The organism is Nocardiopsis deserti (genome assembly GCF_008638355.1).
Lineage (GTDB): Bacteria > Actinomycetota > Actinomycetes > Streptosporangiales > Streptosporangiaceae > Nocardiopsis > Nocardiopsis alborubida.
The window spans coordinates 199035-211414 of record NZ_VWVS01000016.1 but is presented as its reverse complement, the minus strand read 5'-3'; the positions used below and the strand labels follow the sequence as shown (position 1 = coordinate 211414).

At 75.8% G+C, this 12380-nt stretch carries 6 protein-coding genes; 4 read left to right on the top strand and 2 right to left on the bottom strand.

Translation table 11 applies throughout. The features are described from left to right. The first annotated feature begins 248 nt into the window (after nt 1–248). The 4 genes from cysS to FYW99_RS22340 all read left to right on the top strand — a co-directional run bounded on the left by cysS (nt 249) and on the right by FYW99_RS22340 (nt 4296). Complete coding sequence (gene cysS / locus FYW99_RS22355; RefSeq protein WP_150253994.1) at nt 249–1652, top strand: cysteine--tRNA ligase; 1404 nt, start codon at nt 249–251, stop codon at nt 1650–1652. A gap of 133 nt (nt 1653–1785) precedes the next feature. Beyond that, complete coding sequence (rlmB, locus tag FYW99_RS22350) at nt 1786–2748, top strand: 23S rRNA (guanosine(2251)-2'-O)-methyltransferase RlmB (RefSeq protein WP_150253993.1); 963 nt, start codon at nt 1786–1788, stop codon at nt 2746–2748. Nucleotides 2749–2924: 176 nt separating this feature from the next. Beyond that, nucleotides 2925–3221, top strand: coding sequence for a hypothetical protein (locus tag FYW99_RS22345; RefSeq protein WP_223839388.1), 297 nt, complete (start codon nt 2925–2927; stop codon nt 3219–3221). A gap of 52 nt (nt 3222–3273) precedes the next feature. Beyond that, nucleotides 3274–4296, top strand: coding sequence for a DNA topoisomerase IB (locus FYW99_RS22340; RefSeq protein WP_150253991.1), 1023 nt, complete (start codon nt 3274–3276; stop codon nt 4294–4296). Between the two features lie 41 nt (nt 4297–4337). On the opposite strand, the gene FYW99_RS22335 is transcribed toward FYW99_RS22340, so the two are convergent. After that, the gene (locus FYW99_RS22335; RefSeq protein ID WP_017563712.1) at nt 4338–4547 is read right to left on the bottom strand and encodes an MbtH family protein; all 210 of its coding nucleotides are present in this window, start codon (nt 4545–4547) and stop codon (nt 4338–4340) included. Between the two features lie 53 nt (nt 4548–4600). Next, nucleotides 4601–12367, bottom strand: a complete 7767-nt coding sequence (locus FYW99_RS22330) for a non-ribosomal peptide synthetase (protein WP_150253990.1) — start codon at nt 12365–12367, stop codon at nt 4601–4603. Nucleotides 12368–12380 lie beyond the last annotated feature (13 nt).

Below are 12380 nucleotides of genomic sequence, written 5' to 3'. Positions count from 1 at the left end.
CGGCTGATTATGGTTGCTTCCAGGCGGGCCGTCCCCAGGCGTTCTGTGTCGTTCTGTCGGAATATGCAGGGAGTAGTGGCTGGGGGAACCACCGGATCGGGGTTTCGGCCAGGGTTATCTCACACCTCTTCTGCCCGAATACGGCCAATCACATATACGCACTTGGGGATGTCCGGGAGGGGTCCTCCCACCTGGGAGTCCCTGGTTTGTGACGTCGCTGTGAGGGGAAAGGGGATACGCTTGACAACGTGAGTCTGCGCTTCTATGACACCAGTGCCCGGCAGGTCCGCGACTTCGTCCCGCTGCGCGAGGGGGCCGCTTCCCTGTACCTGTGTGGTGCCACGGTGCAGGCACCCCCGCACATCGGGCACATCCGCTCCGGAGTGAACTTCGACATCCTGCGCCGCTGGCTGACGCACCTGGGATACGACGTCACCTTCTGCCGCAACGTCACCGACATCGACGACAAGATCATCCGGGTCGCGTCGGACGAGGGCGTGCCCTGGTGGCAGGTCAGCGAGCGCAACCAGCGCGCGTTCACGCGGGCGTACGAGATCCTGGGCTGCCTGCCGCCCACCGTCGAGCCGCGGGCCACCGGGCACGTGCCCGAGATGGTCGACCTCATGGACCGCCTCATCGACGCGGGCCACGCCTACGCCGCCTCCGACGGCTCCGGCGACGTCTACTTCGACGTGCGCTCCTACCCGCCCTACGGCGGCCTGTCCAACCAGCGCCTGGACCAGGTCGTGGAGTCGGCCGACTGTGATCCGGACCGGGACAAGCGCGACCCCCGCGACTTCGCCCTGTGGAAGGGCGCCAAGCCGGGCGAGCCCAGCTGGCCCACCCCGTGGGGACGCGGCCGCCCCGGCTGGCACCTGGAGTGCTCGGCCATGGCCACCAAGTACCTCGGCCCCAGCTTCGACATCCACGGCGGCGGCCTGGACCTGGTCTTCCCGCACCACGAGAACGAACTCGCCCAGTCCCGCGCGGCCGGGGACGGATTCGCCCAGTACTGGCTGCACAACGGGCTCCTCGTCGTCGGCGGCGAGAAGATGAGCAAGTCGCTGGGCAACTCCCTGCTCATCCCGCAGATGGTGCGCAAGGTGCGCCCGGTCGAGCTGCGGTACTACCTGGGCCAGGTGCACTACCGCTCGGTCATCGACTACTCCGACGCCGCCCTCCAGGAGGCGGCCACCGCCTACCAGCGCATCGAGGGCTTCCTCACCCGTGCCGTCGAGGTGATGGGCGAGGTCGTCCCGGCCGCGGACGTGCCCGCGGAGTTCGCGTCCGCGCTCAACGACGACCTCGGGGTCTCCCAGGCCCTCGCCGTCGTGCACGGCCACGTCCGCGAGGGCAACACGGCGCTGGCGGCGGGTGGCAAGGAGCAGGCCGCAGAGATCGCCGGTGAGCTGCGCACCATGCTCGGCGTCCTGGGCCTGGACCCGCTCGGGGAGCAGTGGGCCACCGGCGGCGACCAGGGGCTGCGCGAGGTCGTGGACGCCCTGGTGGCGGTCGCCCTGGAGCAGCGCCAGGCCGCCCGCGGCCGCAAGGACTACGCGGCGGCCGACGCGATCCGCGACCAGCTCGCCGGGGCGGGCGTCGTGGTCGAGGACACCCCGGAGGGCCCGCGCTGGGACCTGCGCCGCGACTGAGGCGGCCCGTGCGGTGGCGCGGCGGCGTTAGTCTGGGAGTTTGCCGCCGCGTTCACGCCGGCAGGCCACATTCCACCAGCCGGATGCCCCGCGCCTCCGGTATGCCCGCAACACTGACGGGGAGGCGGCGACCATGCCGGCGAAGAAGAGCAAGAAGGGCCCGACCAAGGGCAGCGGAGGCAAGAACCGCCGCTCCCTGGAGGCCAAGAGCGGTACCCTGCCCGCCGAGCAGCGGCACTGGTACGAGGGCAAGCAGCGGGCCAGGGCCGCCCGCCGCCCCGACTCCGGCGGCCAGGCCCGGGGAACGCAGCAGGGGGAGCGCCGCCGTCCGGACGCCTCCGACCTGCTGGTGGGACGCAACCCGGTGGTGGAGGCGCTGCGCGCCGGTATGCCCGCCACCCGCCTGTTCCTGGCCAACAGCCTCGACCCGGACGACCGGGTCAACGAGGCGGCCCGGATCGCGGGCGAACGCGGCCTGGACGTGCTGGAGGTCACCCGGACCGAGCTCGACCGCCGCTGCGAGAGCAACGGCCAGCCCGGCGCGGCCCACCAGGGGCTCGCGCTCCAGGTGCGCCCCTACCAGTACCGCGCGCCCGAGGCCCTGCTGGACGCGGCGCTGGAGTCCGACTCCCCGGCGCTGATCGTGGCCCTGGACGGGGTGACCGACCCGCACAACCTCGGCGCCATCGCGCGTTCGGCCGCCGCGTTCGACGCGCACGGCCTGCTCATCCCCGAGCGTCGCTCGGCCGGGGTCAACCTCACCGCCTGGAAGACCTCCGCGGGCACCCTCGCCCGGCTGCCCGTGGCCCAGGCCACCAACCTGACCCGAGCGCTGGAGGGCTTCAAGAAGGAGGGCCTGTTCGTCGTCGGGCTCGACGCCGGTGGCGACACCCCGATCCCGGACCTGGAACTGGCCACCGGCCCGCTGGTCATCGTGATCGGCTCCGAGGGCAAGGGCCTGTCCCGCCTGGTGCGTGAGACCTGCGACGTGGTCGCGAGCATCCCGATCGGCAACGCGGAGTCGCTGAACGCCTCCGTGGCCGCCGGGGTCTCCCTCTACGAGGTGGCCCGCCGCCGCGCCGCGGCGAAGAGGTAGCGCCCCGCCGCAGTCCGCGGGGGCCGGCCGGGGGCCGCGCCGAACCTCCGTGCCCGGTATCGTCCGGCTCCGCCGCCGCGGAGCCGGACGCGCGGCGCCGCCCCCCGTTTTCCGGTCCGGCCCGCGGGTAGCTGTGCTGCTGCACCTGACCATCGCGGAGGAAGCAGGTGGGCGGTATGGCGGCGACTCCCCCCATTCCCGACTACGAGGACCTCTCGGTCCGCGCCCTGGGCGAGCGCGTCCGCTCCCTCCCCGCGGAGCGGGTGCGCGAGCTGATCGCCTACGAGGAGAGCCACTCCGGCCGGATGGAGGTGCTGGAGCTCCTGGAGGACCGCCTGAACGCGGTCGAGGGGAGCGACGAGGCGCACCGGGGCACCGGACCCGAGGGCCGCCCTGATGTCGCCGCCGACGCGGCCGACGCGCGGGCGGTGCCACGGAGCCCGGAGCGCCCGCCCGGCCGCGACCCGTCCTGACCGGGCGAACGGTCCAGGGAGTGCGCATGGTCGTCCGTGAGGAGGCCGCGGTATGAGGCTGCGGCGCAGCGATCCCGCCTCGCCGGGGATCACCCGGACCCGGCGCGGGCGCGGTTACCGCTACCACGGCCCGGACGGGGAACCGGTCACCGACCCCGACCAGATCCGGCGCGTCAAGGAACTCGTCGTGCCCCCGGGCTGGCACGACGTGTGGATCTGCCCCTCGCCCGAGGGGCACATCCAGGCGTGCGGCACCGATGACGCGGGCCGCCGCCAGTACCTCTACCACCGGGAGTGGCGGCGCCGGAGCGAGGAGGCCAAGTACGACCGGATGCTCGACTTCGCCGCGCTGCTCCCCGGGATCCGGAGCACGCTGACCGGGCACCTAGGCCGCCGCGGGCTGGGACGCGAGCGCGTCCTGGCGGCGGCCGTCCGCCTGATCGACCTCGGCTTCCTGCGTGCGGGGGGCGACGCCTACGCCGCCCGCAACGACTCCTACGGGGTCGCGAGCCTGCTGCGCGAGCACGTCCACCGCAGGCACGGCACGGTGGTGTTCGAGTTCCCCGGCAAGTCCGGGCAGAACCAGCGCGTCGAGTGCGCCGAGCCCGAGATCCGCCGGGTGGTCTCCGGCCTCCAGCGCGTCCGCTCGCCGGGGCAGGACCTGTTCGCCTACCGCGTCGGCGACGACTGGCACGACGTGAACACCGAAGACCTCAACTCCTACCTGCGCGGGGTCGCCGGGGAGGAGCACACGGTCAAGGAGTTCCGCACCTGGCACGCGACGGTCCTGGCCGCGGTCGGGGTCGCGGTGGCCGTGCCCCCTGAGGACGACAGAGCCCTGGCCCGGCTGAGGACGCACGTGGTCCGCGAGGTGGCCGACTACCTGGGAAACACCGAGGCGGTGGCCCGGGACTCCTACATCGATCCCCGCGTCTTCCGGCTGCACGAGCGGGGCGTGACGGTCGCCGAAGCGCTGCCCGCCCTGGGCCGCGAGGTGCCCGCGGGCGAACTCGCCACCCAGGGCGGGGTGGAGGAGGCGGTGCTGCGCATGCTGCGTGACGACAGCGACGCCTGACAGCGCCGGGGACGCGCCGGACCCGTGCGCCCCCGGCGCGCTCAGCCCTCCTGCGCGGCGATCAGGCTCGCCGGGCGCAGGTCGGTCCACTCGCGCTCCACGTACTCCAGGGCCTCGGCCCGGGAGGACTCGCCCTGCGCCACCCGCCATCCCCGGGGCACCTCGGCGAACGCCGGCCACAGCGAGTGCTGGCCCTCGTCGTTGACCAGCACCAGGAAGCGGGCGTCCTCGTCGTCGAAGGGGTTGCTCACGTCGGTCTCTCTCCTTGTCGTCGTGGGTGCCGCGCGCCGTTCGCGCGGCACGGTCAGCGCGCCCGGCGGTTCCGCGCGCGCCCGCGCCCGGCGTCGCGCACGAGGCCGCGCAGCCGTTCGGCGTACTCGTCGGCCAGGGCCCGCACCGTCGCGGCCCTGTGCCGGTGGGCCGAGTAGGTCCAGGAGAACTCCAGCCGTTCCCCGGTGACGCCGCCGGTCACGTCGAACAGGCCGGTGCGCTCCTCCTGCGGGGCGTGGTCGCACGGCGGCAGGGGCAGCAGGCGCCCCACCGGTCCGCCGCCCTGGTTGCCGAACCGCCCCAGGTAGTTGAAGGCCACCTGGGGTTCGGGCATCGCGGCCAGCGGAGCCGGAGTCCCGTCGCCGCCCAGCTCGCGCAGCGCCCCGAACCCGATCGCGTCCGGTGCCGCCCGCCTCTGGGCCCGGGCGGCGGCGACCGCCCCAGCCGTTCCGGTGTCCGGGGGGACCTCCAGCAGCACCGGGTGGATGGCGGTGAACCAGCCCACCGTGCGGGACAGGTCCACGTCGTCGAACAGGTCCTCGCGGCCGTGGCCCTCCTTGGCCACCAGCAGGCGCGGGTCGCCGCTCCAGTCGGTCAGCACCCGGCCCAGCGCGCCGAGCAGCACGTCGTCGATGCTGCTGCGCAGCGTGCCGGGCACCCGGCGCAGCAGCGCGTCGGTCTCCTCGGCCGACAGGGACGCCGTGACGATCCGCTGGGAGGCGACGTCGTTGGGGCCCGAGTCCAGCTCCACCGGGAGGCGGGCGCCCGCGGCCCGGGAGGCGAGGTCGGCCCAGTACCCGGCGTCCCCGTCGAAGGCCCCCTGGGCGGTGTGGCGTCCGAGGCGGCGCGCCCACTCGGGGAAGGGGGTGGTGGGCGCGCCCAGGTCCACCGCGCTCCCGCGCTCCAGCTGCCCGTAGGCGGTGGCCAGGTCCTCCAGCAGCACCCGCCAGGACACGGCGTCGACCACCAGGTGGTGCGCCGACAGCAGCACCCGCGGGGCCCGGCGCCCGCCCGGGTCGAACACCACCGCCTCGAACAGGGGCCCCTCCGCGAGCCGCTTGGCGGGGCGCTCGCGCAGGGCCTCGCGCTCCACCGCCCGCTCCAGCTCCCCGTCGCCGCCGTCCACGCGCACCACCCTGGCGCCGCGGGACGCGTCGGCGTCCAGGTGCCCGCGCGGGCCGTCCGCGGTGTCGGTGACCCGCAGCCGCAGCATGTCGTGGTGTGCGGGCAGGCTGTCGGCGGCCCGCGCCCACAGACGCGGATCGGTGCCCTCGGCGGCCTCGAACAGCAGCGACATGTCGAAGTGCTCGGGTCGGCGCGTGCGGGTGCGCAGGAACCAGCGGTCCACGGGCGTGGGCGGGACGGTCCCGGTGACCGGAACCCGCGCGGCCGGGCCGTCCACGGCCCCGCCCCGGTCGGCCGCGGCGGCCAGGTCGGCGACCGTCTGGTGCAGGAAGGCGTCGCGCGTGGTGATGTTCCACCCGGCCTCGCGTACCCGCGAGACCATCTGGATGCTCAGGATCGAGTCGCCGCCCAGGGCGAAGAAGTTGTCGTGGCGGCCCACGTCCCCGACCCGCAGCAGTTCCGCCCAGATGCCCGCGAGCGCCTGCTCGGCGGCGCCGCGCGGGGCCGCGTCCGGGGCCGCGCGCTCCCCGGGCCCGGCGGGTTCGGGCAGGGCCGCCCGGTCCACCTTGCCGTTGGCGTTGAGGGGGATGGCGTCCACGAACACCACGGCGCCCGGGACCATGTAGTCGGGCAGGAACCGGCGCAGCCGCTCGCGCACGTCCGGCAGGTCCGCGTGCTCTCCCGGGCGGGGGACCGCGTAGGCGACCAGGCCGCGCGCGCCCGAGGCGCCGCGGCGCACCTGGACGGTGGCCTGCTCCACGTCGGGCAGGCGCAGCAGGGCCGCCTCCACCTCTCCGGGTTCGATACGAAAGCCCCGCAGCTTGACCTGGGCGTCGGCGCGGCCGGTGTACTCCAGTTCGCCGGAGTTGTTCCAGCGCACGAGGTCGCCGGTGCGGTAGAGCCGTCCGCCCCCGCCGAAGGGGTCGGCGACGTAGCGCTCGGCGGTCAGCCCGGGGCGGCCGTGGTAGCCGCGGGTGACCCGGCCGCCCACGTACAGCTCGCCGACCGCGCCCACCGGCACCGGACGCAGCCGCTCGTCCAGCACGTGCAGCCGGGTTCCGTCCAGGGGGCGGCCGATCGGCACCGGTTCGGGCGTGGCGCCCTCCCGGGGCAGCGCGTGGTGGGCGGCGAAGGTGGTGGTCTCGGTGGGCCCGTAGCCGTTGGCCACGGTCGTGTCCGGGCAGGCGCGGCGCACCCGCTCCACCGCGTGCGGGCTGGCCGCCTCGCCCCCGGTGACGACCTGCTCCATCCCGGCGAAGCAGGAGGGGTCCTGCGCGGCGTAGAGGTTGAACAGCGCCGCGGTGACGAAGGTGGCGCTGACCCGGTGCCCGGACACCAGGGCGGCGAAGCCGTCCGCGTCCAGCCGCCCCGGCGGGGCCACCACCACGGTGCCGCCGGTCAGCAGCGCCGCCCAGATCTCGTAGGTGGCGGCGTCGAAGGCGTGCGAGGAGTGGAAGAGCGTGCGCCGGGCGTGCCCGCCGGACCAGCGCCGGTCCGCTGCCAGGCGCACCACGTCGGTGTGGGTCACCGCCACGCCCTTGGGAGCGCCGGTGGAACCGGAGGTGTACATGACGTAGGCGAGCTGGTCGGGACGGGCGCCGTCCAGCCCCTCCGCCCCGGCGTCCGCGCCCGGTACGGCGTCGGCGGCGTCGACCAGCACCGCCGTGCGGGTCGGCGGCACCCGGTCGGCGGAGGCGGTGTCGGTGAGCACGCAGGGCGCCCCCGTCTCGGCGACCAGGAGGCGGACGCGTTCGGCGGGGTCGTCGGCGTGCACGGGGACGTAGGCGCCCCCGGCGCGCAGCACCGCGAGCATCGCGGTGACCACGTGCGGACCCCGCTCCAGCAACAGGGGCACGGGCGTCTCGGGCCCCACCCCCAGCGAGCGCAGCCGTACCGCCAGCGCGGCCGAGGCCCGGTCCAGCTCGGCGTAGGACATCGTCCCCCAGGGGCCCGCCAGGGCAGGGGCGTCGGGGAACTCGCGCGCCCGCTCGCGGAACACGCCGGGCACCGAGGCCGGGGGGTGGCCGGGCGCGCCCGTGCCCCAGGAGCGCAGGGCCTCGGCCTCCTCCGGCGCGGGCGCGGGGGCCAGGGAGCGCACGGGCGCCCCGGGCGCGTGGGAGAGCAGGTCGAGGACGGCGGTCAGGTGGTGGGCGATCCGGTCGGCCGTGCGGGCGTCGAACAGGTCGGTGTCGTACTCCACCGCGCCCAGCAGCCTCCCGTCCTCCTCCGCGAACTCCACCGTCAGGTCGAACTGGGTGTGCCGGTGGGCGACGTCGTGCGGGCGCGCGTCGAGTCCGCTCACCCGCCAGGGGGCGCCCGGCGTGTTGCGCAGGGTCACCAGTGCCTGGACCAGGGTGGGGCGGGAGGGGTCGCGCTCCTGACCCGTCGCGTCCACGACGCTGTCGAAGGGCACCTCGCCGTGCTCGAACGCGGCGAGGACGGTCTCGCGCACGTCGGAGAGCAGCGAGGCCGCGCTCGCGTCGGGGTCCACCCGGAGCCGCAGGGCCACGGTGTCGACGAAGAACCCGACCGTGTTCTCCAGGGCCGCGCTGTCGCGCCCGGAGGTCACCGTGCCCAGTACGAGGTCGCGCTGGCCGCTGTGGCGCGAGAGCGTCACCGCGGTGGCGGCCGCCAGCACCATGAACAGGGTCAGGCCGTGCTCGGCCTCCAGTGCGCGGACGCCCTCGCGCACCCGCGCGGGGACCTCGAAGGCGCGCGCGGCGCCGAGGCCGCGCCGCCGGGCGGGCCGGGGCCGGTCGGTCGGCAGAGCCAGGGGCTCCACCCCGGAGAGCTGGTCGCGCCAGTACCCCAGGTGCTCCTCGAAGGCGCCCGAGCGGGCCCGCTCCTCCTGCCACACGGCCACGTCGGTGGAGCGCAGGCCCACCGGCTCCAGGCCCGCGGCACCGGGCAGGGCTTCGGCCGGGGCGCCGGGCCGCTCGCGGGCGGCCTCGTAGAGCGCCCCCAGCTCCCCGACCAGTACCGACATCGACCAGGCGTCGGTGACGATGTGGTGCATGGCGATCGAGAGGACGTGGTCGCCCTCGCCCACGCGCACCAGCAGGACCCGGGTCAGGGGTCCCCGGGCCAGGTCGAAGGGCCGCGCGGCGAACTCCTCCAGCAGCGCGTCCAGCCGCTCCCCGGGCTCGGCGCCGGGCGGGCCGTCCGACTCGGACCCCGCTGCGGGCGGGCCGTCCAGCGCGGCCCTCTCCACGGGCAGGCCGGAATCGGCGAGCACGACCTGGTGCGGCGTGCCGTCCCGTGACGGGAAGACCGTGCGCAGCGCCTCGTGGCGCGCGGACAGGGCGTGCAGGGCCCGCTCCAGCGCCGCGGTGTCCAGCTCGCCGGACAGGCGCAGCGCGCCGCCGGAGTTGTACCCGGCCCCTCCGGGCGAGTACTGGTCCAGGAACCACATCCGGCGCTGGGCGGCGGACAGGGGCACCGGGCCCTCGTGCTCCACCCGCGCGGGCGCGTCGCGGCGGTCACCGGAGCCGTCGTAGAGCTCGGCCAGCGCCGCGATGGTCGGCCGCTCGAACAGGGCGCGCAGCGGGGGCCGGGAGCCCAGCCGCTCGGCGGCGCGGGCGAGCACGCGCACCCCGGTGACGGAGTCGCCGCCCACGCGGAAGAAGTCGTCGTGCACGCCGACGCGCTCCAGGCCCAGCAGGGAGCACCACACCCGCGCCAGCTCCCGCTCCGCGCGGGTGCGCGGGGCCGCGTGTTCGGCGCCGGACCGCCCGGCCCAGTCCACGGCGGGCAGGGCGCGCCGGTCGATCTTGCCGTTGGCGGTGACCGGGACGCGGTCCAACACGACGAAGGCCGCCGGGACCATGTAGGCGGGGAGCACACGGGCGGCCCGCTCCAGGTCGGCGGGGCTCGGGGCGTGTCCGGGGGAGGGGACGGCGTAGGCGACCAGGCGGCGCGAGGAACCGGTGCCGTCGACCACCACCACGGCCCGTTCGACCCCGGGCAGGCGGGTGAGCGCGTGCTCGACCTCGCCCGGCTCGACGCGGTGGCCGCGGATCTTGACCTGGTCGTCGGTGCGGCCGAGGAACTCCAGCCTCCCGCCGACGCGGCGGACCAGGTCGCCGGAGCGGTACATGCGCCCGCCCTCGGCGTCCGGGTCGGCGACGAAGCGCGCGGCGGTGGTGCCGGGCAGGTTGAGGTAGCCGTGGGCCAGCCCGTCGCCGCTGATGTAGAGCTCGCCGGGGACGCCGTCGGGCACCGGGCGCAGCCAGCGGTCCAGGACCCGTACGCGGGTGCCCGTCGCCGGATCGCCCAGGGGAGGGCTGCCGCCGCCCGACAGCGGTGCGCTGAGGGTGGTGCACACGGTGGACTCGGTGGGGCCGTAGCCGTTGTACACGGCCCGGTCGCCGCAGAAGCGGGCGACCTGCTCGCCGGAGCAGGCCTCGCCCGCCACGAGCAGGTGCTCCACCGGGCCCAGTTCCTCCGGTGACAGGCCGGGCAGCAGCGCGGGCGGCAGCGTCACGTGGCTGACGCGGTGCTCGCGCAGGGCGCGGGGCAGCCCCTCGCCCGCCAGGGACGGCCGCGGCAGCAGCACGGCGGCCGCGCCGTTGAGCAGCGCCACCACCAGTTCGGCGATGGCCGCGTCGAAGCTGGGGGAGGCGAACTGGAGCATCCGCGAGCCGGGGCCCACGCGCATGCGCTCGCCCTGGAAGGCGGCCAGGGCCGCCAGGCCGCGGTGCGCCACCAGAACGCCCTTGGGCCTGCCGGTGGAGCCGGAGGTGTAGATGAGGTAGGCGGGGTCCTCGGGACGGACGTGCTCGCGCAGCGGCTCCGCCCGGGCCACGCCGGGGTCGGCCGCGTCCACCAGCGGACCGTTCCCGGGGAGCCGCCGTGCGCCCGCGGGGTCGGCGACCACCGCGCGCGGTGCGGCGTCGTCGAGGACCGCGGCCAGCCGCTCCTTCGGGTACTCCGGGTCCAGGGGCACGTAGACCGCCCCCGCGTACACCACCCCCAGCAGGGCCTCGGCCAGGGCAGGGCCGCGCTCCACGCACACGCCGACGCGGTCGCCCCGCGCCACGCCCAGTTCCCGCAGCCGCCGGGCCAGGCGCGCGGCACGGTCGTCGGCCTCGGCGAAGGAGACGGTGCGGTCCGCGCCGACCAGGGCGGGGTCGTCGGGGCGCAGGCGCGCCCGCTCGGCGAACAGCTCGGGCAGGCTCCGCGGCCGGGGGCCGGGCTCCCCGGTCCAGGAGCGCTCCAGCTCCCGTGCCCGCTCGGGGCCGACCAGCGCCACGGCGCGCAGCGGCCGGGGGTCGTCGGCGTTCTCCAGCACCCGCACCAGGTCCCCGACCAGGCGCCGCACGGTGGCGCGGTCGAACAGGGCGGTGTCGAACTCGGCCGATCCGGCGACGCCGCCGGGCCCGGGACGGAACTCCAGGGTCAGGTCGAAGACGGACTGGCCGCGCCGCACCGGCACCGGTTCGGCCTCCAGGCCGCCCAGGCCCGCCGCCACGGGTTCCTGGGCGCTCTGGAAGACCACGGCGGCCTGGACCAGCGGCGGTACGGCGGGGTCGCGTTCGGTCAGGACGGCGTCCACGACCGTGTCGAAGGGGACCTCGCCGTGGTCGAGGTCGGAGAGGAACCCGGCGCGCGTCCGGTCCAGCAGCGCGCCGAAGGACAGTTCCTCGTCCACGTGCTGGCGCACGGCCAGGGTGTTGACGAAGAAGCCCGTCATCGCGTGCAGCCGCCGGTCCTCGCGGCCGGAGGTGACGGTGCCCAGCACCACGTCGGGGTTGCGGCTCCACCGGGCCGTGGTCACCTGGGCCGCGGCCAGCAGCACCGTGGACAGGTGGGTGCCGTGGTCGGCGGCCAGGCGTTCGAGGCGCTCCGTCAGCGGCGCGGGCAGGGCGAAGGGCAGGGTCTCGCCCGCCCCCTCGCGCACGGCCGGGCGCGGGCGGTCGGTGGGCAGTTCGAGCACGGGCGGGTCGGCGAGTCTGCGGCGCCAGTGTTCCAGGGAGCGGTCCAGGGCGGGGCCGTCCAGGCGCGTGCGCTGCCACGCGGCGTAGTCGGCGTACTGGACGGGCAGCGCGCCCAGGTCCGAGGCCAGGGAGCCGGGCGCGCGCCCGGGGTCGGCGGTGGCGGCGCGGTAGAGGGTGTCCAGTTCGGTGCGCAGCAGGTCCAGGGACCAGCCGTCGGTGACGATGTGGTGCAGGCACAGCACCAGCACGTGGACGCCGGGCCCCTCGGCCAGCAGCCGGGCCCGCATCAGGGGGCCGCGCTCCAGGTCGAAGGGCAGGGCGTACTCGCGGGCCGCCAGCTCGGCGGCCTCCTCGCGGCTCCCGGCCGCGGTCACCGGCAGCTCCACCTCGTGGGGGGCTCCGATGACCTGGCGCCCCTCGCCGTCCACCTCGGTGAAGGTCGTGCGCAGGGACTCGTGCCGGTGCACCAGGGCGGTCAGGGAGCGCCGCAGCGCCCCGGCGTCCAGGTCCCCGGTCAGCCGCAGCGCCAGGGCGGAGTTGTAGTCGGTGCGGCCGGGAGCCATCTGCTCCAGGACCCACAGCCGCTGCTGGGCGAAGGACAGTGTGACCGGGCGGTCGCGGGGGACACGGGGGATGTCCTGGCCGGTCCCGCCGCGCGAGCGCAGGCGGCGCAGGACCTCCTCGCGGGCCCGGGCCCGGGCGGCGTCGGTGGTGGGGTCGGCGGTGGCTTCGAAGCTCATGGTGGCTGTGCCG